This window comes from Luteimonas sp. A537, from assembly GCF_054052065.1.
In genome coordinates this window covers 144,696-168,520 of record NZ_JBSVRH010000003.1, presented here as the reverse complement: position 1 = coordinate 168,520, position 23,825 = coordinate 144,696, and the positions used below count along the sequence as shown (strand labels likewise).

The 23,825-nt window shown below is 69.0% G+C and carries 28 protein-coding genes; 12 read left to right on the top strand and 16 right to left on the bottom strand.

The genetic code is table 11. From position 1 onward, the window contains the following. Nucleotides 1-60 precede the first annotated feature (60 nt). Nucleotides 61-708, top strand: a complete 648-nt coding sequence (locus ACW7GZ_RS08410; protein WP_457004258.1) for a hypothetical protein — start codon at nucleotides 61-63, stop codon at nucleotides 706-708. 135 nt (nucleotides 709-843) lie between these two features. Here the strand turns inward: ACW7GZ_RS08410 and ACW7GZ_RS08405 are convergent, their stop codons facing one another. The 4 genes from ACW7GZ_RS08405 to ACW7GZ_RS08390 form a co-directional block, all read right to left on the bottom strand. Further along, entirely contained in the window at nucleotides 844-1,161 is a 318-nt protein-coding gene (locus tag ACW7GZ_RS08405; protein ID WP_457004256.1) for a hypothetical protein, read from the bottom strand. A 48-nt stretch (nucleotides 1,162-1,209) separates the two neighbouring features. After that, nucleotides 1,210-1,704, bottom strand: a complete 495-nt coding sequence (locus ACW7GZ_RS08400) for a hypothetical protein (protein WP_457004255.1) — start codon at nucleotides 1,702-1,704, stop codon at nucleotides 1,210-1,212. 283 nt (nucleotides 1,705-1,987) lie between these two features. Then, nucleotides 1,988-2,290 (bottom strand): hypothetical protein, encoded by a 303-nt coding sequence (locus ACW7GZ_RS08395; protein ID WP_457004253.1) that lies wholly within the window; start codon nucleotides 2,288-2,290, stop codon nucleotides 1,988-1,990. 3 nt (nucleotides 2,291-2,293) lie between these two features. Then, nucleotides 2,294-2,500 (bottom strand): glycine zipper domain-containing protein, encoded by a 207-nt coding sequence (locus tag ACW7GZ_RS08390; RefSeq protein WP_343254457.1) that lies wholly within the window; start codon nucleotides 2,498-2,500, stop codon nucleotides 2,294-2,296. A 153-nt stretch (nucleotides 2,501-2,653) separates the two neighbouring features. On the opposite strand from ACW7GZ_RS08390, the gene ACW7GZ_RS08385 reads away from it, so the two are divergent. Beyond that, on the top strand, nucleotides 2,654-3,214 hold the full coding sequence (locus tag ACW7GZ_RS08385; RefSeq protein ID WP_457008762.1) for a GNAT family N-acetyltransferase: 561 nt from the start codon (nucleotides 2,654-2,656) through the stop codon (nucleotides 3,212-3,214). Between the two features lie 44 nt (nucleotides 3,215-3,258). Here ACW7GZ_RS08385 and ACW7GZ_RS08380 read toward each other — a convergent pair whose 3' ends face one another. The 11 genes from ACW7GZ_RS08380 to ACW7GZ_RS08330 form a co-directional block, all read right to left on the bottom strand. Next, nucleotides 3,259-3,945: a hypothetical protein gene (locus ACW7GZ_RS08380; protein ID WP_457004250.1), complete on the bottom strand. Its 687-nt coding sequence runs from the start codon at nucleotides 3,943-3,945 to the stop codon at nucleotides 3,259-3,261. 17 nt (nucleotides 3,946-3,962) lie between these two features. Continuing rightward, nucleotides 3,963-4,445: a hypothetical protein gene (locus ACW7GZ_RS08375; RefSeq protein ID WP_457004249.1), complete on the bottom strand. Its 483-nt coding sequence runs from the start codon at nucleotides 4,443-4,445 to the stop codon at nucleotides 3,963-3,965. Further along, nucleotides 4,442-5,797: a FliI/YscN family ATPase gene (locus tag ACW7GZ_RS08370; RefSeq protein WP_457008760.1), complete on the bottom strand. Its 1,356-nt coding sequence runs from the start codon at nucleotides 5,795-5,797 to the stop codon at nucleotides 4,442-4,444. Before ACW7GZ_RS08370 ends, ACW7GZ_RS08375 begins: the two co-directional genes overlap by 4 nt. Further along, entirely contained in the window at nucleotides 5,794-6,492 is a 699-nt protein-coding gene (locus ACW7GZ_RS08365) for a FliH/SctL family protein (protein WP_457004246.1), read from the bottom strand. The genes ACW7GZ_RS08370 and ACW7GZ_RS08365 overlap by 4 nt, the downstream gene beginning before the upstream one ends. A gap of 18 nt (nucleotides 6,493-6,510) precedes the next feature. Further along, complete coding sequence (locus ACW7GZ_RS08360) at nucleotides 6,511-7,137, bottom strand: hypothetical protein (RefSeq protein WP_457004244.1); 627 nt, start codon at nucleotides 7,135-7,137, stop codon at nucleotides 6,511-6,513. Nucleotides 7,138-7,140: 3 nt separating this feature from the next. Continuing rightward, the gene (locus ACW7GZ_RS08355; RefSeq protein WP_457004243.1) at nucleotides 7,141-7,911 is read right to left on the bottom strand and encodes a hypothetical protein; all 771 of its coding nucleotides are present in this window, start codon (nucleotides 7,909-7,911) and stop codon (nucleotides 7,141-7,143) included. 16 nt (nucleotides 7,912-7,927) lie between these two features. Then, complete coding sequence (locus tag ACW7GZ_RS08350; protein ID WP_457004241.1) at nucleotides 7,928-8,353, bottom strand: hypothetical protein; 426 nt, start codon at nucleotides 8,351-8,353, stop codon at nucleotides 7,928-7,930. Nucleotides 8,354-8,376: 23 nt separating this feature from the next. Beyond that, nucleotides 8,377-8,706 carry a hypothetical protein gene (locus ACW7GZ_RS08345; RefSeq protein WP_457004240.1) on the bottom strand — a complete coding sequence of 110 codons (330 nt, stop codon included), beginning with the start codon at nucleotides 8,704-8,706 and terminating at the stop codon, nucleotides 8,377-8,379. 66 nt (nucleotides 8,707-8,772) lie between these two features. Then, nucleotides 8,773-9,960: an FHA domain-containing protein gene (locus ACW7GZ_RS08340; RefSeq protein ID WP_457008758.1), complete on the bottom strand. Its 1,188-nt coding sequence runs from the start codon at nucleotides 9,958-9,960 to the stop codon at nucleotides 8,773-8,775. Between the two features lie 64 nt (nucleotides 9,961-10,024). Beyond that, nucleotides 10,025-12,064 carry a type III secretion system export apparatus subunit SctV gene (gene sctV / locus ACW7GZ_RS08335; protein WP_457008756.1) on the bottom strand — a complete coding sequence of 680 codons (2,040 nt, stop codon included), beginning with the start codon at nucleotides 12,062-12,064 and terminating at the stop codon, nucleotides 10,025-10,027. Nucleotides 12,065-12,333: 269 nt separating this feature from the next. After that, the gene (locus ACW7GZ_RS08330; protein ID WP_457004234.1) at nucleotides 12,334-12,723 is read right to left on the bottom strand and encodes a flagellar biosynthetic protein FliO; all 390 of its coding nucleotides are present in this window, start codon (nucleotides 12,721-12,723) and stop codon (nucleotides 12,334-12,336) included. 90 nt (nucleotides 12,724-12,813) lie between these two features. Here ACW7GZ_RS08330 and ACW7GZ_RS08325 point away from each other — a divergent pair, with 90 nt between their 5' ends. The 6 genes from ACW7GZ_RS08325 to sctT are packed head-to-tail and all read left to right on the top strand — an operon-like array spanning nucleotide 12,814 to nucleotide 17,795. Beyond that, nucleotides 12,814-13,917 carry a sensor histidine kinase gene (locus ACW7GZ_RS08325; RefSeq protein WP_457004232.1) on the top strand — a complete coding sequence of 368 codons (1,104 nt, stop codon included), beginning with the start codon at nucleotides 12,814-12,816 and terminating at the stop codon, nucleotides 13,915-13,917. Nucleotides 13,918-13,920: 3 nt separating this feature from the next. Further along, nucleotides 13,921-14,526 (top strand): response regulator transcription factor, encoded by a 606-nt coding sequence (locus ACW7GZ_RS08320; RefSeq protein WP_457004230.1) that lies wholly within the window; start codon nucleotides 13,921-13,923, stop codon nucleotides 14,524-14,526. A 49-nt stretch (nucleotides 14,527-14,575) separates the two neighbouring features. Then, nucleotides 14,576-15,688, top strand: coding sequence for a type III secretion system cytoplasmic ring protein SctQ (gene sctQ / locus ACW7GZ_RS08315; protein WP_457004228.1), 1,113 nt, complete (start codon nucleotides 14,576-14,578; stop codon nucleotides 15,686-15,688). A 3-nt stretch (nucleotides 15,689-15,691) separates the two neighbouring features. Beyond that, nucleotides 15,692-16,741, top strand: a complete 1,050-nt coding sequence (locus tag ACW7GZ_RS08310; RefSeq protein WP_457004226.1) for an EscR/YscR/HrcR family type III secretion system export apparatus protein — start codon at nucleotides 15,692-15,694, stop codon at nucleotides 16,739-16,741. A 1-nt stretch (nucleotide 16,742) separates the two neighbouring features. Then, complete coding sequence (sctS, locus tag ACW7GZ_RS08305) at nucleotides 16,743-17,012, top strand: type III secretion system export apparatus subunit SctS (protein WP_456965402.1); 270 nt, start codon at nucleotides 16,743-16,745, stop codon at nucleotides 17,010-17,012. Nucleotides 17,013-17,015: 3 nt separating this feature from the next. Beyond that, nucleotides 17,016-17,795, top strand: a complete 780-nt coding sequence (gene sctT / locus ACW7GZ_RS08300; RefSeq protein WP_457004224.1) for a type III secretion system export apparatus subunit SctT — start codon at nucleotides 17,016-17,018, stop codon at nucleotides 17,793-17,795. 3 nt (nucleotides 17,796-17,798) lie between these two features. Here sctT and sctU read toward each other — a convergent pair whose 3' ends face one another. After that, nucleotides 17,799-18,857, bottom strand: coding sequence for a type III secretion system export apparatus subunit SctU (gene sctU, locus ACW7GZ_RS08295; RefSeq protein ID WP_457004222.1), 1,059 nt, complete (start codon nucleotides 18,855-18,857; stop codon nucleotides 17,799-17,801). A 224-nt stretch (nucleotides 18,858-19,081) separates the two neighbouring features. On the opposite strand from sctU, the gene ACW7GZ_RS08290 reads away from it, so the two are divergent. The 4 genes from ACW7GZ_RS08290 to plsB all read left to right on the top strand — a co-directional run bounded on the left by ACW7GZ_RS08290 (nucleotide 19,082) and on the right by plsB (nucleotide 23,820). After that, a complete protein-coding gene (locus ACW7GZ_RS08290; RefSeq protein ID WP_457008754.1) occupies nucleotides 19,082-19,396 on the top strand; it encodes a hypothetical protein in 315 nt (104 codons plus the stop codon). 45 nt (nucleotides 19,397-19,441) lie between these two features. Then, the gene (locus ACW7GZ_RS08285; protein WP_457004219.1) at nucleotides 19,442-20,119 is read left to right on the top strand and encodes a hypothetical protein; all 678 of its coding nucleotides are present in this window, start codon (nucleotides 19,442-19,444) and stop codon (nucleotides 20,117-20,119) included. 70 nt (nucleotides 20,120-20,189) lie between these two features. Next, nucleotides 20,190-21,158 (top strand): hypothetical protein, encoded by a 969-nt coding sequence (locus ACW7GZ_RS08280; protein ID WP_457004217.1) that lies wholly within the window; start codon nucleotides 20,190-20,192, stop codon nucleotides 21,156-21,158. Nucleotides 21,159-21,210: 52 nt separating this feature from the next. Next, nucleotides 21,211-23,820, top strand: coding sequence for a glycerol-3-phosphate 1-O-acyltransferase PlsB (gene plsB, locus ACW7GZ_RS08275; protein ID WP_457004215.1), 2,610 nt, complete (start codon nucleotides 21,211-21,213; stop codon nucleotides 23,818-23,820). Nucleotides 23,821-23,825 lie beyond the last annotated feature (5 nt).

Sequence of the window (23,825 nt, the reverse complement as noted above, 5' to 3'; positions counted from 1 at the left end):
TCCGGGAGCGTCGCCGGCACGGCGCCGCACCGGCTGGACCGCACCTTCCGACGAGACACCATGCGCCCCGTGACCAACTGCCTGCCGTTCGCCTTCGTTCTTGCCGCTGGCGCGTGCCACGGCGGCGGCGACCCCAAGCTGCCGTTCCCCTTGACCCCATACGAAGGCCGCGTCGAAGTACTGGTGTCGCCGCCCGGCGGCACCGCCTACGACGAACACGGCAAGGGCACGGCGCGGTTCATTCCCGACGGAAGCGGCGGCACGCAACTCCGCGTCATCGGCGCCATCGTGGATCCACGCGGCGACGCCGGACTCGAAGTCGACGGCAGGGCGACCAGGGACGGTGGCTGGAGCGGTGTCATGGGCGATATCCGTGTCGACATCGAACCCGGCGGGCGCATTGCCGGCGGCGGCGTGGCTGCACCCCAGGCATTCACCATCACCGGCAACGTGTCGCCCTCGTCGCTCGACCTGGTCGTCGTCATCGAACTGCTGGAAGCCAACGCGGGAGGCTTGCCGCAGGGCACGCAAATGCGGTTCAGCTACGACCTCGAGCAGCCGGGCGCGATGCAGGCACCCGCGTCACGCGCCCGCAGGCGCCATGCCGACATGAAGGACTGCAGGAAAGTGGAATATGAGGTGCGGCCGGTTCCCGACCCTGCCGGCGGCACCCTCGTGATGCGCAGGATGCCCGTCTGCAGGGACTGAGCGGGCATCCCCCTGCATCCACGGCGGGCAGCGCGCACCCTCCCGGAGCAATCATCCGAAAGCTCCCTCAACCGGGAGAAGAACAAAAAAAAACGCCCTGCCGAAGCAGGGCGTTCTTTTTCCGATGGTTTCCGCTTACTGCTTGCGGGCCATGGAGGCGTTGCCTTCACCGATGGTCTTGACCACGCTGCTCGCGGCTTCCATGAACATCTTGAAGACCTGGCTCATGGCAGTCAGCTCGGCGTTGAGCTCGTTGATGTTGTCGGCGTCGGGGCCGGCGGTATCGATCTCCTTGGCCTTGGCGACGATCGCTTCGCCCATCTTGTCGGCGATCTTGCCCAGCACCTGGGCGAGGGCGATCAGCCAGCCGCCACCACGGGCGGAGGAAAGCTTGGCCTCGGCCTCACGCATGCTGGTGGCGTTGGCAACAAAGGAATTGAGGTCGACTGACATGGTTGTTCTCCGTTTGGAATTTCAAGGGGTAGTGCGGGGATGGATGGATCAGGTCCAACCCTGCTTCGGCGGCCCCCGGAGACGCCTCGACCTTGAATTCACGGTGTCGCCACGGAGCGGCGACGCTATCGTCCGGTCCGGCGCTGCAGCGCCTGGGCCTTGGCCCGCGGCGGGTTCCTGCTCGGCCTTGCTGGCTTCACGAAACCACTCGAGCGCCTTTTCCTGGCCCTCGGCCTCGACGCGCTGGCTGAATTCCATCGCCAGCCGGGATTCGCGCCGCTGCAGTGGTGCCAGCGCATCATTGAGCGAACGGACCAGATGGTCGGCTTCATCCTGTTCGACGAGTCCGCTCTGCAGGAGCATGTCGACGGTGTCACGCCAGGTCGCCGTGTCGAAAGCGTCCAGCCCTGACGACGACGAAGAGGAATCCTGCAGCGCCTGCTCGAAGACGCGGGACAACTCGTCCCGATCGTCGTACCCGAGGCTGCCTTCCTGCTGCAGCATGTCCTTGAACTGGTCCAGCAGGCCCTGCTGGCCGGCCATCGAGCCCTGGTCCGCACCAACGCCAGCCGCGGCCCGTTCGCTGCCCGCCTGGCCGTCGTTCCGGGCCAACAGCTCGGCCGGCGTCAGCGCTCGGCGGGACAGCTTCCTCGGTGGCGGTTGGCCTTGCATGGTCGTGGTCGGATCCTGCGGTTGGTTCGAAGGCGTCGGGTTGGAGCGTGTTGCGGGTTGAAGCGTGTTGATTGAAGCTTCGCGCGGCGCGGCGGTGTCGACAACTGGGGGCGACCCTAGGAGCCGCGACCCGCCGGCCTTGTCCGCGTCGTACTCAGCCCGTCACGACCCGAAGCTGGTCGGTGATGGCGCGGGTGGCTTCGCCGTGGCGACGCCCGAGTTCCGTGGCAACTTCGCGCAGCCACTCGTTGGCGGAGTCGAGCCCGTCGGCTTCCACCCGACGCTGGTATTCCGGCTTGAGCTGCGCCTTCTCTTCGTTCACGTCGCGCAGCATTTCATCGAACTGCTGGAGCAGGCGTGACTCCTCGCCGGTATCGAGCACGCCCTGCCCGCGCAGGTCTGCGAGGCGTTCAACCAGCTCTTCGCGGGTTTTCGGCGGTGCGCCGTCCATGGACATGCGTCAACCGTTCCCGAGGCCGAGATCGAAGCCATTGGAGTAGGCCGCATTGAACACGGTATCGAGGTTGAAGCCGACGGCATCGCTCATTTCGCTGCCGAGCACGCCACCGAGCCACGAGCCGAGCTGCTGGCCGATTGCCGCACCGAGCGGACCGCCGAAATACGTACCGACCAGGCTGCCGACCACTGATCCAATTTGACTGCCCATATCCATGTCCTCAGTTAGTAGGGAATTTGGCGGCCCGGACTGTCCGGGCACGGCGACCAGTTTCCGCACCTGGCACACCACGCCTAGCTGGTGCGTACCCCACCTAGGGCTGGCCCGGGTCCGCACCGGTGGCGTCTGCCACATACTCCAGCCATGACGGACGCGCCAGACGACGAATTCCTGCGTACCCGGCGCATGGTGCTGCGCGGCTTGCGCCACGGCGACGTCTTCGACCTGCAGCGCCTCGGGCGGGACCCCCGGGTGTCGCGCGCGCTGCTCGACGCACCGGTCGATGACATCGTGTCGGCATGCGCGCTGGTCGAGACCGCCCGCCAGGTGTATCGGGAAAAGCCCGGGCTCGGCGTGTGGCGCGCGGATGACGCAGCTGGTTTCGTGGGCTTCTTCTCGCTCATGGGCCAATTCTCCGACGATGAGGTCGAGATCGGCGCCCGTTTGCTGCCGCGCACCTGGGGGCGCGGGCACGTGCTGGAAGGCACCGCCCCGCTGTGCCAACACGCCTTTGCGACGCTCGGCCTGCCGGCGCTCATCGGGCTATGCGATCCCGGCAACCGTTCGGTTCCGCCGGTACTTGCCCGCCTGGGCTTCCGGCCGGACGGCACCACCGAACAGTTCGGCCGGACCGCTCTGCGAATGCGGCTTCGGCGCGAGGAGTGGCAGGGCATACAACCCCGAAGGGCCCGGGGCCGGCCCTGAAGGACACATCCGGGCGCAGGCCATGGCGCGCGACCCACATGGCTTCAGCCGTGGTAGTGCGGCTCGACGCGCAGGCTGCCGAGGTTGCGCTCGGCGAAGCGCTTCATCAACTCGGGCGCGGCATCCTGGATCGCGTCGTAGCTGCCACGTGAATGCACATCGGCACGCAGGACCCAGCCGCCACCTTCGCGGCTCAACAGCAGGTCGGTGCCGGGAAGCGTGGCGTCCGACATGCGCAGCAATACTTGGCCATCGCCGCGGGCGTCGTTGGCACCGCCGGCCACGGCAAGCTGGCGGACGTGGCGTTCGATCAGCTCAAGCACGGCATTGCCCGCGCCCACCGGTGCCGGCATGGCTGTCGGCGCATCACCGCGAAGCGCGTGCTGCGCCTGCCACAGCATCGCCGGGTCGAGCTGTTTCATTTCCGCATCGGAGCCGCCATCGCGTCCCCCGCCGTCGCCGCCGCGGCCGCGCTCGCCGGCACGGTGCACGGCATCCTCGGTGGCCGACTGGTGCAGCTCCGCACCCTCCGCCTCACCGGCCCCGTCCATTCGTGCCTCGCCCATGCGCTGCGACTGCTGTTGCACGCCCTGGCGGGCATGATCCAGGGCATCACGGAAACGATCGCTCTGCTCGCGATTGGCAGGCGGCCGCTCACGGGCCTCGGGCGTGCCTTCGCGCGCACGCGCGGCATCTGCGGCGGAACTCTGGCTGCTGCGCTCAATCGACATCATGGTTCTCCATTCACTCAGGCACCCGCCAGATGGCGCGCCTGCAGCAGGTCTTCCGCTGCATTTTCTTCCTCGCGCACTTCAAGCACGGTCTGCTCGCCGCGCCATACTTCGCGGCGCTTCTGCAGCGCGTCCAGCCGCGCCTGGGCACGGAAGAACGCGGTGCGGGCTGCCGCGACCGCGGCTTCGGCGGCGCGCAGGACTTCCTGCGCCTTCAACAGGCGCTGGCGAGCGGCTTCCGCCTGTTCGCCCAGCAGGTCGATATGCGCCTCGCGCTGCGCCAGCGCACTCGCCCATGGCACGCCCGGCGGCGGCGGATCGAGCATCCGCGCACGGTGCCGCTTCTGCTCGAGGCCCAGCGCGGCGATTTCGCCTTCGACCTTCAGGCACGCGTCGCGACAGGCCTGGGCCTCGCGCTGGCGCTCGAGCACCTGCTGGCGCGCGGCCTCGGTGCGGTGTTCGCGCAGCCGGACCAGGGTCTGCAGCGGATAGCGCTTCACGGGAACATCGCCCGGATCGCGGCGGCCGACTGCTCGAACGGCACCAGCTCCTGCGACGACTGCTGCAGCAGCTTGCGGATCGGCCCGATCTTCTCGATCGCAGCGTCCGCGTCGGGATCGGTGCCGCGCTTGTATTCGCCGAGCTGGATCAGCAACTCGATGTCCTGGTACTTGGCCAGGAGCTTGCGCAGCTGCCCGGCGGCGCGCAGGTGGGGCTGGTCGACCACGCGCGGCATGGTGCGGCTGAGGCTGACCAGCACGTCGATGGCGGGATAGTGGTACGCCGCAGCGAGCTTGCGCGACAGCACGATATGGCCGTCGAGGATCGAGCGCACTTCTTCGACGATGGGGTCGCCGCCGTCCTCGTCTTCGGCAAGCACGGTGTAGAACGCGGTGATCGAACCCTTGTCGTTGTTGCCGGCGCGCTCGAACAGGCGCGGCAGGGCGCTGAACACCGACGGCGGGAAGCCACGCCGCGCCGGCGGCTCGCCGACCGCCAGGCCGACGTCGCGCAGCGCGCGCGCGAAGCGGGTCACCGAATCGACCAGCAGCAGCACGCGCTTGCCCTGGTCGCGGAAGTGTTCGGCGATGGCGGTGCCGACCCAGGCCGCGCGGCTGCGTTCGAGCGCAGGCCGGTCGGAGGTCGCGACCACCACCACCGACTTCGCGAGGCCTTCCGGACCCAGGTTGTCGTGGATGAATTCATTGACCTCGCGACCGCGCTCGCCGACCAGGACGATGACGTTGACGTCGGCGTCGCCGCCGCGCGCAAGCATGCCCAGGAGCGTGCTCTTGCCGCCACCGGCAACGGCGAAGATGCCGATGCGCTGGCCTTCGCCCGCGGTCATGGTGGCGTCGATGGCGCGCACGCCGGTGGAGAAGGGGCGCTCGATCAGCTTGCGTGCCAACGGGTTCGGCGACGCGGCATAGATCGGCGCGTCGACCGTGCGTCCCACCGGCCCGAGGTCGTCGATGGGCTCGCCGTGGGCATCGAGGACGCGACCGAGCAGGCCCGGGCCGACGCGCACCGCCGCCTGGCGACCGCTGGCGTAGACCTCGGTGGTCGCCGAAATGCCGTCAAGCGCGCCCAGCGGCGTCAGCAGCGTGAGCTGCTTCGACACGCCGACCACCTCGGCAGCCAGGCGGAATGACGCGTCGCCTTCGCCACGCGGATTGCGCAATTCGCAGAGTTCACCGATCGACGCCTTGAGCCCGGTGGCTCGGATCAGGGTGCCGTAGGCCTCGGCAACGCGACCCACGCGCTCGATCGACTGGACCCGCGCCAGCGCATGCAGCAGCGGATCCGGATCCCCGGCCGTGCCGGTGAACGGCGCTGGCGCGGTGGCGCTCATGCCGGTGGTCCCGGCTGCGCCGCGCTGCCGGCCAGGGCGGTCCGGATGGCTTCGATCTGCTGGGCGACGCCGGCGCGGACTTCGCCGGCCTCCGACACCACCACGCAACTGGTCGGCTCCAGGCTGGGGTCGTCGACCAGTTCGATGACCCCGACCGCTGGATGCGCCTGGCGCACCGCGCCCAGCCCTGCGGTCACTTCCTGCCGCACGCTGGGATGCACGCGGATGAGCAGGAACTGTTCGGCCTGCGCGGCTTCGACCGCCTGCATCACCAGCGGCGGCACCACCGTGCGCGCGTCGAAGCCGGGCGCGATCCGGTCGACGATCGCACAGGCCAGCTCGGTGATGCGCCCGCCCGCCTCGCCGAGCACACGCGCCCGACGTTCGTTGAGCGATGCAAGCTGCTCGGTCATCTGCAGCTTGGCCTCGGCCAGGCCCTCGGCAAAGCCCTCGGCGTGGCCCCGTTCGCGGGCCCGCGCGATGTCGTTGACGCCCTCCTCGTACAGGCGATTGACGCGCTCAAGCAGCGCATCCAGCTCGGCCAGCCTGGACCAGGCCGTGGCCGGAACCACGCTGGCCCCGAGCGAGCGCGTGAACGCGCGCTGCTCGAACACCGCCACCCCACCGCTTGCGGACGCAGGCCCGGCGGTTCGCGCGCGTGGCGAGGTGGCGTTGGAACTGGCTTCGGCGTTCATGGGACTCCGGAGCGCGCGTCAGGCGGCGCGTGATTCGTGGTGGGTATAGACCCGCAGCACCGGCTTTTCCGGCAGGTGCGGCGGCAATTCGTCATCGGGCGGATGCAGCAGGCGGCACCAGTCGGCCAGCGCCGGGTCGCGACGGCGTGCCCAGCCGCGCAGTTCGGCACGCCCCTGGCGGTCGAAGATCGCGAACAGCGGTGCCGCGTCATCGCTCGCCATGGCATCAGCCAGGGCGTGATCGAAGTCGGCAACCAGCGCCCGCTGCCGGTCAGGCGGCAGCACCCCGTCCCACACGCTGCGGTCCAGCGCCAGCATGTAGCTGTTGCCCAGCGCCGCCCTCAGCCGCCGCACCGGCTCCCGGCGAACCTCGGCGCGGATGGGGGGCGCGTGCGCCAGGATGCCGATGTCGCGACACAGCGCGTCCAGTCGCGCACGCGCCCAGCGGCGGCGGACGGCGTCGGGATCGCGCACCGGATCGGGTGCCAACAGCGATGACGCCGGCCCTTCGGCCAGCCATGCGCCGAGCAGGCGCCGGCCCAGCGCCGACTTGCCTGCCCGCTCCGCCAACTCCGCGTCCAGCGGCGTGCCAGCATGCTCAAGCCACGCGGGATCGACCTCGACCAGCAGTGCCCGGAGCGACATGCCTCAGCCGTTCCAGACCTGGTCCGACGACTTTTTCGGCTGCGCCACGGCACGCACCCGGCCCCAGAACGCGACCAGCAGGCCAAGCAGGAGCACAACGCCGGCGGCGATTGCCAGCGTAAGCGGGCTGATCGACGACAGCGCCGGGCCCTGCGGCCTGGCCGGCGGCAGCGGCGGTGCTTCGGCAAATTTCACCGTGACCTTGTTGATGTCGATCAGTCCGGGCACCGCATCCTTGATCAGCAGCTTGATGTCGGCTTCACGGTCACGGGCGCTGGTGCCAGCCTGCTCGAAGATCGCCACCGAGGCCGACGAATCCTGGCTGGACCCGCCCAGCGGATCACGCTCGGCCAGGGTCACGTGCACGCGCGCATCGACCACGCCCGGGAAGCGGGTGAGCGTATCGGCAAGCTCCTGCTGCAGGCTGCACTGCTCGCGCCCACGCTCCTCCGTGGACGAGGACGCGAAGCCTTCCTTCTTGAACACGTCGCAGGTATTGGCGAACTGCGCGCGCGGCAGGCCGTGCGCGCCAAGCAGCTGCATCGCGTACGGGAAGTCGGATGGGGCCACGCGCACTTCCCAGCCAACCTTCGACGGCGACGGGTTCTTGTCGGCGTCGATGCCCGACGCGATAAGCACGCCCATGATCTGGTTGGCCTGGTTCTCGTCGAGCTGGCTGTAAAGCGGCTTGCCCCCGCAAGCAGCAAGCAGGGCCGCTGCCGCCAGCGCGAACAGGACCGCACGCAGCGGCCGCAGCCGTTGATGGAACCTCATGGAGTGCTCCCTCCGGTCAGGACTGCTGCCGGAACAGCTGCGAGATGCCGTCCGAAGTGCGGTTCGCGACGTTCGAGGTCAGCTCGGCCTGGAACAGGAACTGATGGCACTTCATGGTCATTTCCATCATCTGTCCGGGCGTGAGCTCAGCGATGTTGCCGCTCATGCTCTGCGACAGCGCATTGATGTTCTCGGCACCTGCGTTGAGGTTGTTGATTGCCCCGATCAGCGCGCGCGTGCCCTCGGAGGGCTGCGCCGGCGTGAGATCCACCGGTGCCGCCTGTTGCTGGGGCGAAACGCCCCCGGTGCGTTCGAGAGCGGCCGCGAAGTCGCGGACGTCGTACGGCGTGGCCTGCTGGCCGCCGGCCCCGCCGGCGCCCTGCATGCCGGCCTGGCCGGCCATCGCCGGGTCCATGGCCGCCACCTGGATAGCTTCGATCATGTCGTCCTCCCGCGCTTTCGCGCTTAGCCTCGCTTGCCGAGCGTCTCGAGCGCCTGGCCCACGCTGTTCTGCGAGGTCGCGGCGTTGTTCGACATGAACTGCATCTTCAGGCTCGCAGCCGTCAGCTGGACCATGTCCGAAGGCTGGTCGCTGCCGCTGCTGATGTTGGCCGACATGTCGGTGATGACGGAGGCCTGCGAGTCGAGCGTCTGCCCCCATGCGCGGGACATCGCCTCGTACCAGCTGCCGCGGTCCCCGGCGGACGAACCGCCACGGATGCCGGCACCGCCATTCGCGGCCGCCCCTGCGATGAACTGGCCCAGACCGGGCGCACCTGCACTGATATTGGTCATGATTCTCTCCTTTCCCTTTCGGTTGTGTGACTGGTGACGCCGCGGGCTTCATGCCCGCAACGGGTGTTACATCCGCAGTGGCGTGGCCTCGCTGCGGACATTTGAAAAATCCTCGGACTCGCGCTCGTCCTGCTTCGGAGTCTCGACCTTGATCCGTTCGAGGTTGCCATCCGGGAGCAGCACGTGCGCGCTGTTGTCGGTGATCGATACCAGGGTGCCGATGCCTGGCAAATCCGCGCCGACCAGATAGCGGTCGCCCTTGCCCGACACCACGTGCGGCTCGTCGCCGCGCACGATCGCAGCGACCCGGATCCGCGCCGGCTTGGCCGGCACCGCCGGCTGCTGGCGGCTGGCGGTGGCGCGCTCGGACACGTTGACGGGGATGACCCGGACCACGCCACTCACCTCGCGCATCGCGCGGGAGAAGGAGGCGGCCTGCAGGGCGGCTTCGTCTTCGAAAGCGCCCCTGACTTCGACATCGCCGTTGCCCAGGTAGCGGGTGTGCGCCGTGATGCCCTGGCCGCGCAGGATCTCGGCGACGTCGCCGGCGATGTCGTCGCCGGTACGCAGTTCAAGCCTGGCCTCGATGCCGTCGTCGGCGATACGCCGGGCGATGCGCTCGCGGGTGGCGGTATCGGGAACCGTTCCGGTCAGCACCAGCCGGCCCCGCAGATCGGTACCGGCCTGCCCGCCATCGATGCCGTACTCGGGCACCAGGCGCTGGAGCTGTTCACGCGGGTCGGGCGCTTCCTGGCGCTGCGGCATGACCGTGGCGAAGATCGCCAACGACGCCAGGGACAGCACCGCGACCGCCGCGACGGCCGGAAGCCGGCGCAACCAGGGACGATCCGCCGGCTCCGGCGCCGCGCGCGGACCCAGTCCGCCGGGTACCAGCCGCTCCCAGCCACCATCGTCCATTGCACCGAAGGCGATCGCGGCCTCGCCGACGCCCACGCGCTGCACGCGGTCGAGTTCGACCGGATCGCCGGGATGGACCATCGCCGCACCCACGTGCAGCGGCGCGTCCAGCGCACGCAGCGAGAAGCGACCGTCGACGAAGCTCAACAGCGCGTGGTGCGCGGCAACGCCGGCATCGGCAAGGACCATGTCGCAGTCGTCGCCGCTGCCGATGAGGATCATCTCGCCACCGGCAAGGTCACGCTCGGCGCCGGCATGCAGGCCCGAAACGACGCGCAGCACGATGCCGCGGTCTTCCGCTGCCTCCACGTCGATGTCCTTGCCAGTACCGCCCATGCCGTCCTCCGAATGTATTGAATCCTGCAGCAGCCCCGTTACCTTGCGGTGAAGCCTTCGCGACTCATGCGTTGACCTGCCCCGCCTGCACGATGCGCAGGTCCGGCGCGAGCTCCTGGTACGACAGTACCGGGACCTCGAAGAAATCGACTTCCATCAGCTTGCGCAGGTGCCTGCGCACGTCCAGCGAACACAGCAGCGCCGGGCGCACGCCGGCCGACTGCCGCGCCAGGTGCGCGCGCACCTCGCTGCCCAGTCGCGCGGCCAGCTCCGGCGAGATCGCAAGCTGGCTGGCACCGCCGGCCACGCGCACCGACTGGCGCAGCTTGTCCTCGAGCTCGGGATGGATCAGCAGCACGTGCAGCGTGCGCTCGGCATCGGCGTGGCGTTCGGCGATCTCGCGCTTGAGCGCGACCCGCACGTATTCCGTCAGCAGCACCACGTCCTTCTCGCGGCCACCGACGTCGGTGATCGCCTCGAACACATCGCGCAGGTTGCGGATCGGCACGCCTTCTTCGGCGAGCCGGCGCAGTACGTCCGCTACCCGCTGCGGCGCGACCACGCGCAGCATTTCCTTCACCAGGTCCGGATAGTCGCGCTGCATGCGCGCGAACAGGTTCGCGGTTTCCTGGATCCCGATGAAACCACCCAGCCTGCGCTGCAGCGCACCACGCGCATGCGCGGCCAGCAGCTCCTCAGCACCCAGCGCACCCTCGGTGCCTGCCGCGACCCACTCACCAGGCATGGCCGGGAAGAATCCGGCTTGGCGACCGCCATCGCCGGCAACGGCCGCACGCCGGAATGCCGCATCGGTCCGCAGCTGCCCGGACGCCAGGCGCGCGCCGAACGCGCTCAGCCTGTAGCCACCTTCACCCAGGTCACCGACCAGGCGCAGCTTCGGCGCCGGCACGGGCACGCCGAACTCGTCGCGCATGCCCTGCGCCATCGCCGAGACCCGCGACAGCAGCGCGTCCTGCATGGGAGCCAGGTCCGGGGACAGGTCGAGCTGCAGCGGCGCGGGCGGAGCAAGGTCGTCGAGCTGGGCCGGGAGATCGGCCTCGGCGACCTCGCCCTCCGGCACGCGGAACGCGCGGCGCAGGATCTGGAAACCGTGGCGGTAGCGCCATGCGCTCATTCCTATCAGGGTCAGGCCCAGTGCGAGGAACACCAGCTTCGGAAAGCCGGGCACGAGCATCATCAGCAACGCCAGGATGCCGGTGATCAGCATCACCCGCGGCTGGCCGCTGACCTGGCGGCCGATGGCGGCGCCGAGGTGCTTGTCGTCGACCTCGCCGGTGGTGCGGGTGACCACCAGCCCCGCCGCGATGGTGGCGAGGATGGCCGGGATCTGCGAGACCAGGCCGTCGCCGATGGTCAGGATGCTGTAGGTATGGGTGGCATCGGCCAGCGCCATGTCGCGCTGCATGACGCCGATCGCCAGGCCGCCCAGCAGGTTGATGATGATGATGACGATGCCGGCGATGGCATCGCCCTTGACGAACTTCATCGCGCCGTCGAGCGCGCCGTGCAGCTGGCTTTCGCTTTCCAGCAGGCGCCGCTTGCTGCGGGCCTCGTCCTTGTCGATCAGCCCCGAGCGCAGGTCGGAGTCGATTGACAGCTGCTTGCCGGGCATGGCGTCGAGCGTGAAGCGCGCCGAGACCTCGGCCACGCGCTCGGCGCCCTTCGCGATCACGATGAACTGGACCACGGTGATGATCATGAACACCACCAGGCCGACCACCAGATTGCCGCCGGCGACCAGGCTGCCGAAGGTCTCCACGATGTGGCCGCCTTCGGCATCGAGCAGGATCGAACGGGTGATCGCGATCGACAGCGCCAGCCGGAACAGCGTGGTCAGCAACAGCACGCTGGGGAAGCTGGAGAACGCCACCGGCGTGGGAATGTAGATCGCCAGCAGCAGCAGGCCGAAGCCAATCGAGATGTTGACCGCCACCAGCGCATCGATCACCACCAGCGGCAGCGGCAGGATCATCACGCTGATGATCAGCACCGCGGCGACGGCAAGCACGATGTCGCTGTAACCCAGGCGTGCGCGCTTGGTGTTGGCCGGCGCCGCGAAGAGGTTCTGGATCAGCGCGCGCATGCTGTTCCGAGCCTCACGCCGCGCGCAGGAATGGTGGCAATGCCACCTCCCTGCGACCCGCCCGCCACGTGATTTGCCTTGCGAATCAAGCGCTGCCCCCATGCGTCACTTTGTGGCAAATTACGATAGTCTCAGTGCAAGCGCAATCAAGGAAATTTTTAATCGGCCCGCGCACCTCGCTCGTCGGCAAAATTCACGGAGGTCGTTGCAGGCACCTGTAATCAAACGGAAATTTTGCGGTAACAGCAATTGCGTGACCGCCGTCGCATTCATTCGGAACCGGTTCCGCCCTTTCCGGGAACAAGGACATCACCGGCCGTGAGTTCAGTGACGAAGTTCACGCTTTGCGCACTGACACCCACGGTAAACACGCGACCGGATCGCGCCTTGACCAGCACCAGGCGTTCACGCGGTCCCAGCGGAATAATCTGCAGGATCGACAGCGGCGCATCGGGACCGGTCATTCCGTGGCGGCGCCGGATGAGGCGCAGCACAAGCAGCAGGCCGATGATGATGAAGGCCAGGGGCAGCAGGATGGCGAGCAGCTCCGCGACGAACGACGTCGGGGCCGGCGCATCGGAGACGGCCTCGGCCGACATCACGGTGCCACTTGCGAGGGACAGGATGGTGGTAATGGCAATCAGGGATCGCTTGAACATGGGGAAACGCACTCGCCTTGAGGGTCGCGCGGACAGCGCGCCGGCAGCCTACCGCAGCGGGACTGCGGCGCGCATCGCGCAGGTTGCTGCGTGACGCCTGCGAAGGGGACGGCCACCGGTGTCCGCGCGCGGACGCAGGCCGGGGACGAGGCCGCCGTGGCGGCGATGCTCGAGGCCATCCCTTTTCCCTGTGCCGCGTTCGCACAAGGCAGCGGAACGCTGGTTGCCGCGAACGCCGGCTACCGCGAGGCGTTCTCCGGCCTGGCCGGGCATGACGACCGCGCGCACCTGCTGGCAGCGCTCGCGGACGGCGACGACGACGATGCCGCAAGCTCCCCGCGCGAGGTCAACGCCCCCCACAGCAACCGCTGGTACGCGCTGCACTGGGGTACGGCCAGCGTCGGTGGCTCGGCAATCGACCTGCTCACCGCGGTCGACATCAGCGCACGCATCGAAGCCCTGGATTCGCACAAGAGCCAGCAGGAGAAACTGCTGTTCACCTCGCGGCTGATGTCGGTCGGCGAGATGGCCGCCACCTTGGCCCACGAGCTCAACCAGCCGCTGGCGGCGATCGTGAACTACTTGAACGGCAGCCTCCGCCTGGTGGGCCAGGCCGGCGGCCCGGTGCAGGTCGAGCGCGCCCTGGTCGCGGCGCGCACCCAGGCCGAGCACGCCGCGGCGGTGATTTCCCGGGTCCGCGAATTCGTGCGCGCGCGTGAACCGCGCCGCGACGCCCACGACGTGGTCGAGATCACCCACACCGTGGTCGAGCTGCTGCGCCTGGAGGCCGAGCGCCTGCAGCTGCGCATCGAACTGGCGCTCGCGCCCCGCCTGCCCGCGGTCTACGCCGACCGGGTGATGGTGGAGCAGGTGCTGTTGAACCTGGTCAAGAACGCGATCGAAGCCATGCGCGAGGTGCCGGCGCAGAGCCGCGGCCTGCGCATCGAGGGCCGCGTGAACCTCGACGGCGAGGTCGAGGTCCGGGTCTGCGACCGCGGCGAAGGCCTGAGCGAAGAGCAGGGCGCACAGCTGTTCTCGCCCTTCTTCACCACCAAGAGCGACGGCCTGGGCATCGGCTTGGCGATCTGTCGCTCGATCATCGAATACCACGAAGGGCGGCTGTTCTTCGAGCCGCGCGAGGGCGGTGGCAGCATGTTCGGCTTCACCCTGCCGCCCGCGGAAGGGAGGGGATAGGCAATGACGGTGACACGCGTCTACCTGGTGGACGACAACGACGGTTTCCGCGATTCAACCGCGTGGCTGCTGGAAACCGCAGGCTTCGAGGTCGAAGCCTTTGCTTCGGGCCCGGCGTTCCTGGAAGCCTATGCGGGCGATCGCCACGGCGACGCCAGCGAATGCCTGGTATCGGACATGCGCATGCCGGAGATGAGCGGCCTGCAGCTGCAGGAAGAGCTGATCCGACGCGGCATCAAGCTGCCGCTGGTGTTCGTGACCGCGCACGGGGACGTGCCGCTTGCGGTCGAGGCGATGCGCAAGGGCGCGGCCAACTTCCTTGAAAAACCATTCTCCGAGGATGCGCTGGTGAACGCGTTGCGCACCGCCCTGGCCAATGCGCGCAACCGCGCGGCGGTCGGCGGCATGGCCAATGAACTGCTGGCCAAGCTCAGCCCGCGCGAGCGCCAGGTGCTTGACCTGGTGGTGGCGAGCAAGCCAAACAAGATCATCGCCGACATCCTCGGCATCAGCATCAAGACCGTGGAACTGCACAGGGCCAACATGATGAGCAAATTGGGCGTCCGCTCCCTGCCGGAGCTGATGAAGGTGGCCCTTGGCCACGGCTGAGCGCGGCGCGCGCAAGGCGCGCACCCGTCGAACTGCGTCCACCGCACCCGTGGCCCGGTCCGTTCACGGCGTGCTGCCGACAGTGGATGCGGCTTCCTGCGAGGCCCTGCGCGGCTTCTTCGCGGTGCCGCGGTGGTGGCTGCTGGGCGACGGCGCCGCGGTCCAGGCTGCGCCCGGGACCGCGCCACCGGCGAGCTTCCTGATCGATGCCGAAGGGACCCGGCTGGCGCTGCACGTGGACGGCCCCGCCACCGCGGGCGACGATGACGCGCGGCTGCGCTGGAGCGACCACGCCGGGCGCGCACGCATCCTGGCCTGGAGCCTGGCCCACGAAACCACGCTGCGCCGCCTGAGCGACTGGCTGGGCGTATCCATGCTGCCTGCGCTCGACGGCAGTGACGGCGCGGATGAAGGCGAAGGCGATGCCGGCGGCGCGCCCTCGCTGTGGCTGCGGGTGCATATCGACGACGAACCCGACGATGGCGAGCAGGGCGACGCCGACCACGACGGCGAAGGCGAAGGCCCGCCGCCGCCGGCATCGTCGCCCACGACGGCCACCACTGCGTGGCTGCGGGTGCCGATCGCCTGGCTGCGGCCGCTTGCGGCCCGCGCCGAACCACCCTACGAGCACGACCCGCCGCCCGACGCCGGGCGCTGGCGCACGCTGCCGGCACCGGTCTCCCTGCTGCTCCCGGTCACCATCCCGATGCGCGACTGGCGCGCGCTGCGTCCCGGCGACGTGCTCATCGCCGGCCATCGCGGCCGTCCTCCCGCCTGCGTCGCGCGCGCCGCCGGCCGCGACTGGCCGCTGGCACCCGCACCCACCGGCTGGACCGTACACGGCCAGCCCGTCCCCACACCCATCTTCAGAGAGGACCCACCCATGGACGAGAACGAACAGGGCGCCGGCACGCCAGCCGAAGCGCCATCCCCCGCCCCGGATCCCGCGCGCAGCCTGCCGGTGCAGGTGGAGTTCGAACTCGGACGCACCGAGATGAGCGTGGGCGAGCTGGCCGACCTGCAGCCGGGCTACGTGTTCGCACTGGGCGCGGTGGTCGAAGGCAACAACGTCACCATCCGCGCCAACGGCCGCGTGGCCGGCCGCGGCGAACTGGTCGCCGTGGGCGACACCCTCGGCGTGCGCCTGCTGTCCTGGAGCTGAGGAATGGATTTCACCACCTTCTCGCCGGCGGTCGTCCTCGTCACCGTCGTCTTCATCGCACTGGCGCCGTTCGTGGCGGTGATGGTGACCTCGTTCACCAAGATCGTGGTGGTGCTGAGCCTGCTGCGCAACGCCCTGGGCCTGCAGCAGGTGCCGCCCAACGTGGTGATCAACGGCCTGGCGATCGTGCTGTCGGCCTATGTGATGTCGCCGGTGATCTTCGACACCCAGGCCGCGGTCACCGCCTATCTGGCCGGCCAGCCGCCACCGCCGCAGATCCAGGCGCAGATCGAGGAGCGCGCGGTGGCGCGCGCCGAACGCATTGCCGCGCGGCAGCCGAAAGCACCGCTTGTTCCGGCCACGGCCGGCGGCGACGGCGCCGCCAACCCGGACGCGGATCCGCCGCCGGCGAGTCCTGCGGCGGCCGATGCGCTCAGGGCGGAAGCCGAGGCCCGGGCCGCGGGCGACACCGCTGACATCGACAGCGCCCAGGGTCCCACGCGCGCCGCACAGTTCGCGAACGTCGACAACGGCATCGACCCTCCAGGGGAGCCCATCGACGCCGGACCCGACGTCGACGACGAAGGCCCGGTGGTGATCACCGCCACTGGCGCAGCGCGCCCGCCGTCCCCCGGCGGCGACGTCCCGATGGACGCCGCTCGCATGCTCGGCATCCTGGAGGCCGGCAAGGAGCCGCTGCGCAGTTTCCTGATCCACCATTCCAACGACGCCGAGCGCGCCTTCTTCCTTCGCAGCGCACAGCGCCTGCTGCCCGCCGACCGCCGCGACGACATCGACGTCGACGACTTCATGGTCGTGATCCCTGCGTTCACCGTGAGCGAGCTGACCACCGCCTTCCAGATCGGCTTCCTGATCTTCCTGCCGTTCCTGATCATCGATCTGGTGGTCGCCAACATCCTGCTGGCGCTGGGCATGATGATGCTGTCGCCAACCACCATCTCGCTGCCGTTCAAGCTGCTGCTGTTCGTGCTGGTGGACGGTTGGGCGAAGCTCGTCCACGGCCTGGTGCTGACCTACGGGGGAGGCGGATGACGTGAACGAGGTCCTTGAACTCACCAAGGAGGCGTTGTTCCTGGTCATGCTGCTGTCGGGGCCGCCCATCGGCGCCGCGGCCCTGGTCGGGCTGGTCATCGCGTTCCTGCAGGCCGCCACCCAGCTGCAGGAGCAGACGTTCGCCTACGCCTGCAAGTTCCTGGCAATCGTGCTGATGCTGTTCGTGACCGCGGCGCTGATCGGCGGCTCGCTGTACAACTACACCGACCGCATCTTCCGCGACTTCCCGGGCCTGACGGTGCGGAACTGACGGGTGTTCGACTTCCTCGGCAACCCGTTGCTGGCGCTCGCGCTGGTACTGCCGCGGGTCATCGGCGCGTTCCTGATGCTGCCGCTGATGACCCGCGAGACCGTGCCGGCGATGGTGCGCAACAGCTTCATGGTCAGCCTCGGCATCATCGTGCTGCCGATGGCGCTGGCAGGGCTGCCGATGGAAAGTCTGGGCGTGATCGAGTGGCCGCTGATCGTGCTCAAGGAAGTGTTCATCGGGGTCACGATCGGCTTCTGCTTCGGCATCGTGTTCTGGGCCGTGGCCGCCGTCGGCAGCGTGGTCGACACCCAGGTGGGCATGTCGATGGCGCAGGTCTTCGATCCCATCCAGGGCCACCAGGTCACCCTGCACGGCGAATTCCTTTCGCAGCTGGCGACCTGGCTGTTCATGGCCAGCGGCGCGTTCCTGGTGTTCCTCGACCTGCTGATGGGCAGCTATGTGCTCTGGCCCGTGACCTCGCACTTCCCCGACCTGCCCGCGGCCGGCATGAACCTGTTCGTGGGCCAGTTCAACTTCATGATGACCACCGTGCTGGTGATGGCCGCGCCGATCATGGTCATCCTGCTCATCATCGACCTGTCGTTCGGCCTGGTGAACCGGTATGCACCGCAGCTCAACGTGTTCGCGCTGACGCTCCCGATCAAGGCCTGGCTTGCGACCGCGCTGATCCTGCTGCTGCTGGGGGTGTACGTGGAGATCGTGTTGCAGAGACTGGGCAGCAACCGCCACCTGCTGGGCGTGCTGGAGCAGGCGCTGGGCTGAGCCTCATTCGCCGCGGCGGATGCCCTCGGCCCAGAACAGCACTTCAGCCACCGCATCGAAGAACTCGGTGGCGATGTAGTCGTCGACCTCGACCTTCTCGTTGAGACCGCGCGCCAGCGGGACGTTCTGCAGGATCGGCACCCCGGCCTCCTCGGCCGCGCGCTTGATCTCCTCGGCCTGGTAGCCTTCGCCCTTGGCCACGACCACCGGCAGGTCGGTGTCCCCGGCTTCGAACCGCAGCGCGACTGCGATGTGGGTTGGATTGGTCACGACGACGTTCGACCCCCGGACGGAATTGAGCATGTTCTGCTGCGACCACTCCTGGTGCAACTGCTTGCGGCGCTGCTTCACGTACGGGTCGCCCTCGTTCTCCTTGACCTCCTGCTTGATGTCGCGGCGACTCATGCGCAGCTGCTTGAGGTAGGAGTACTTCTGGTACCAGGCGTCGAGCACGGAGACGAAGAAGAACACGCCGATGGTCCAGATGCCGATCCGCAGCAGGCCGTGCCAGATCGCGGTGCCCATCGCCGCGGGCGGCGCGTGCGGCAGCATCAGCAGGCTGTGGCGCATGCCGTAAAGCACCACGCCGCCGATGAACAGCAGCGCGATGCTCTTGAAGAAGGCCTTCACCAGTTCGACCAGGTTGTCCATCGAGAACATCTTCTTGATGCCCTCGACCGGGTTCATCTTCGACATGTCCGGGGTGAGCTTCTTCATGCTCACCACCGGGCCGGCCTGCAGGAATTCCACCACCAGGCCCAGGAGCAGGGCCAGCAGCAACAGCGGCAGGCTCAGCGCCAACAGGGTCTGGAACGCATGGACGCCGAGGGCGGGGGCGGCCTCCGCGAACGGCGTGCCGATCGCGGCCAGGCTGGCATCGAACAACGCGCGCAGCCGGTCCCACATGAAGCCGAGCAGCATCCAGCCACCAACCAGCCAGCCCAGTACGAGCACGGTGCTGGTCAACTCCTTGCTCTTGCTGACGTTCGCGTCCTTGCGCGCGTCGCGGAGCTTTTTCTGGGTCGGCGGCTCGGTTCTGTCGGCGCCCTCGTCTTTCGCCATCGTGTCCTCCGGAGTGCCCCGGAAAGCTAGCATGCCCTTCGTTGCACAAGCGCCTGCGGACGCAAGCGAAAGGCGAGCGCCGGCCTGCGCCCGCACCGCTTCGAAATGGAAAGACAGCTGAACGGAAGTCCGGGACTAGGGTTCCCCCGAGGTGGCAAGCAGCCCCCTTGGCGATAGAGTCCTCCCATCGCCACGAATCCCCTTCCCAGGTCCTGCAACGCCCCATGAGCACCATCGGTCCCGACTCCCGTCTCAACCTCGCTTCCAGCCTGCACCGGATTGACGGGCAGCTGGACGACCTGCGTCGCCAGGGTGGGGATGCGCATAAGGTCCAGGGCAGCAGTCCCGTCGCGGACGCCGAAGCCGCACCGGTTGCACTGGCCGATGCCGGTGAGCGCGTGCTCACCGCTCCGGCGTGGGAGACCACCGGCGGCCGCATGTTGGCAGGCGACCTTGGCCTGGAAGCGCGGCTGGGTGGCATGGCACTGGCCCAGGCCGCGGAAAGCGCCGTGGACTCGGTGCTCGACGCCTTCAACTGAGCCGGACAGGCACCCGCCTGCCGCAGCCGCGATAATGCCGCGGCCATGAACGAATCCCTGCCCACCCCGGACGCCCTGCGCACGGCCGCCGACCGTCTGGTTTCGGCGCTGGCCGCGCACTCCGATCCCGAATACCGCCTTGCCGTCCTCAAGCGCCTCGTGCGCCGCTTGGGCGAGGAGCAATACCCGCTGTTCCTGCGCCTGGTCGGCGTGGTTGCCGAGAGCGACGACGAACGCGCGCAGCGCCTGCTGGCCGAAACCTTCGGCGTGGCGCTGCGGCGGATGGACCTGCCCGGCGGCGCGCTCAGCTCCTGGGGGGCTACCGGCCTGCCCGACCATGGGGCACCGGTGGCTGCCAGTGCGCTGTCGGGGCATTTTTTCGGCGCCACCCCGCGGCGCATGCTCGGGCCCGTGGAATACCTGGTGGTCTGGCACCTGCAGCGGACCCAGCGCACCGCGCTGTCGGCCGATGGCTTCCGCAGCAGCCTCGCCCGGATGATCACCATGTTCAACCGCAGCGAGGAAGCGCGCACCCTGTATCCGCAGAAGCTCGCCGCCGACGCCCAGAACGAACTCGAGGGCGCCTATACCCGCGCCACGCGCGACCGGCTGTCGGCGATCGCGGCCGCCTGGGCGGCCGGGGAGACGCCCGAGCGGGTCGCGGAAGCCGCGGTGGACGCCCCGGCGGCGGCCGCGCATGGCTGGATCGTCCGCGACCTGTGACGGCGCAGGCTTGCCGCCGGCGCCGGGCGGTGGCCAAGATGGGCCGTCCCGGGGAGGGGAAACTTTACCCATGTCGATGCCACCGATCCTGAGGTCGCTGCTGGTCGCCACTGTCGTGGCAGGCCTGCTTGCGGCCTGTCGCCCGGTGCCGCCCGAGGCCCAGGCCCCCGCCGGCAGTGACCTCAGCCGGCCCGCGCTCGCAGTCGAGGTGCTGGCCGGCCACATGCGCACGGGCGATCTCGCAGCCTTCGCGCGCGACGCGGTGCCGCCAGCGCTGCATGCGCAGCTCCAGGTCGCCTGGCGCGCCGGGCACACGCGCTGGCCGCTGGACGAGCTGCCGTTCTCCGAACACCTGCCCGCCGTGCTGGATGCGCTGGCCGCGCCGGACGCCGAAAGCACGCTGGCCGCCGACTTCGAGCGCCAGTTCGCGGGCTCCGGGCGCGAAATCCGCGCCGCCGCGGCCACCATGGGCATGTTCGGGGCCCAGTACGTCGAGCACCAGGGCGACTTCAGCGATGCCGAGCGCGAGCATTACGTGCAGCTGGTGGCCGCGATGGCGCAATGGGCTGCCGGCGCACCGCTCGCCGACCGCGAGCTTGCCCAGGCCGCGATCCCGCGCCTGGTCGCCGCCGCGCGCGCCCTCGGCCCGACCACCGCGGAAGGCATCGCCGCGGCCGGAATGGATGCTTCGCTCGAGCGCTTCGGCATCTTCGCCAACGAGGCCAAGCGCGTGCTCGCGGGACATGGCCTGGATCTGGACTCCACGTTCGACAGCGTCCAGGCGGCGCTGCAGGTCCAGCAGGGCGACCAGGCGACCGTGCGCTTGCGCTACACCCTTGCCGGCAGCCCCATCGACACCGTGGTCGCGATGGAGCGCGTCGACGACCGCTGGTACCTCAGCGACTACCTGCGCCACGCACGCGAGGCCGTCCGCGCCGCTGGCCTGCCGGCAGGGCCACAGCCCGGACTGCAGCCTGGTCCACAGCCCCGGCCGCAGCACGATCCGGGCGCGCCCGCGGGCCCGGTAGCCGCTCCATGAACCAGACGCCCGCGGGGCCCCGCAACGGGGGCGTCGGCGCGGCTTGGGCATAATGTCGACGATGCCAACCCAGCCCTCCCTGTTTGAACCCGGCCCCGCGACTGGCGCGCCGGCGCGCGCTTCGCGCCGCCCGCGACCGTGGTGGGCCCGTCTGCTCGGGCGCCTGCTGGCACCCTGGATCGGGCTGAGCATCGAGCCGCAGGGCCCGGGCGACAGCCTCGATGGCCGCCAGGTCTGCTATGTGCTCGAGGACTACGGCATGTCCAACGCCCTGATCCTCGATCGCGCCTGCCGCGAGGCCAGGCTGCCATCGCCCCTGGTGCCGCTGCCCGGCGACCTGCTGGGCCGCAAGCGCGCCTACGTGGCGCTGTCGCGGCGCAACGCCGGCAGCACGCTGGCCCTGGCCACCCAGATCGCCACCCAGCGCAAGCCCAAGAAGAAGAAAAGCCACTCCGACTCGCTGGCGCGCCTGCTCGAGGCCCACCACGAGGATCCGGCGCTGGACGTGCAGCTGGTGCCGGTGTCGATCTTCGTCGGCCGCGCGCCCGACAAGAACAGCGGCTGGTTCTCGGTGCTGTTCTCGGAAAACTGGGCGATCGTCGGCCGCTTCCGGCGCCTGCTTGCGATCCTGCTCAACGGCCGCGACACCCTGGTGCGCTTCGCGCCGCCGGTGGCCGTGCGCGACATCATCGCCGAAGGCCTCGAGCCCGAGCGCGAGGTGCGCAAGCTGTCGCGCCTGCTGCGCACCCACTTCAACCGCATCCGCGCCGCGGTCATCGGCCCCGACCTGTCGACCCGGCGCCTGCTGGTGGACAAGGTGCTGTCCTCGGGCCCGGTGCGCGAGGCCATCGCCGACCAGGCCCGGCGCGAGGGTGGCGATGCCGCCAAGGGCCAGGCGGAGGCCTGGAAGAAGGCCCACGGCTACGCCTACGAGATCGCCGCCGACTACTCGCATCCGGTGGTGCGCTCGGCCAGCTTCCTGCTGACCACGGTCTGGAACCGGATCTTCCGCGGCGTCCTGGTCCACCACCTTGACCAGCTCAAGGCGGTGGCCCCGGGCAATGAAATCGTCTACGTGCCCTGCCACCGCAGCCACATGGATTACCTGCTGCTGTCGTACCTGCTCTATACCCGCGGCATCGTGCCGCCGCACATCGCCGCCGGCATCAACCTCAACCTGCCAGTGATCGGCACCATCCTGCGCAAGGGCGGCGCCTTCTTCATCCGCCGCAGCTTCCGCGGCAACGCGCTGTATTCGGCGGTGTTCACCGAGTACGTGGCGCAGCTGGTGGCCGGCGGCTATTCGATCGAGTACTTCATCGAAGGCGGGCGCTCGCGCACCGGACGCCTGCTGCAGCCCAAGGGCGGCATGGTGGCGATGACCGTGCGCGCTTTCGTGCGCCAGCCGACGCGCCCGGTGCTGTTCCAGCCGGTGTACATCGGCTACGAGAAGCTGATGGAGGGCAACAGCTACTTCGACGAACTCTCCGGCAAGCCCAAGGAGGGCGAGTCGATCTGGGCGCTGCTGTGGGGCATCCCGAAGGTGCTGCGGCAGAACTACGGCCAGGTGGTGGTGAATTTTGGCGAGCCGATCGCACTGGCCGACGTGCTGGCCGAGCACGCGGCCGACTGGGACGGCAAGCCGCTGTCCGACGAGGACAAGCCGCAGTGGCTGGCGACCACCGTCGACGCCACCGCGCAGCGCATCCAGGAGCGCGTCAACAGCGCCGCCGACGTCAACCCGATCAACCTGCTGGCGCTGGCACTGCTGTCCACGCCCAAGCACGCGATGGGCGAGGGCGACCTGACCGCACAGATCGTGCTGTCGAAGAAGCTGCTGGCGGAAGTGCCCTACAGCGCGCTGGTGACGGTGACCCCGCATTCGCCGGAGCAGATCATCGCCCACGGCGAGGAGATCGGCGTGTTGCACCGGGTGGTCCATCCGCTGGGCGACGTCCTGCGCGTGGACGGCGAAACCGCGGTGCTGCTCTCGTACTTCCGCAACAACGTGGTGCACCTGTTCACCGCGTCGGCCTGGATCGCGTGCTGCTTCCTGCACAACCGGCGCATGGCGCGCGAAACCCTGCTGCGCATCGGCCGCGGAATGTACCCCTTCCTGCAGGGCGAGCTGTTCCTGCCCTGGGACGAAGATGGCTTCTCCGCGCGCATCGACGCCACCATCGACCTGTTCATCCGCGAGGGCCTGCTGGAACAGGTCAGCGATGACGACGGCGGCATCATCGCCCGCCAGGCGGGACAATCAGACGAGGTGTTCCGCCTGCGCGCGATCGGGCATCCGCTGCAGCAGGCCTTCGAGCGCTACTACATCGCGATTTCGGTGCTGGCAAAGAACGGTTCGGGCGCACTCGGTGCAGGCCAACTCGAAAGCCTGTGCCAGCTCGCCGCTCAGCGCCTGAGCCTGCTGTACGCGCCGGCGGCACCCGAGTTCTTCGACAAGGCGCTGTTCCGCGGCTTCATCCAGAAGCTGCGCGAGATGGGCCTGGTCAAGCTCGACCAGAACAGCAAGCTCGCCTTCGACGAACGCCTGGCCGCGTTCGCGCGCGACGCCAAACTGATCCTGGGCCGCGAGCTGCGGCACACGATCGAGAAGATCAGCCCCGAGGCGGTCCGCGAAGGCGAGAGCCCCAGCCTGCAGTCCTGACGGGC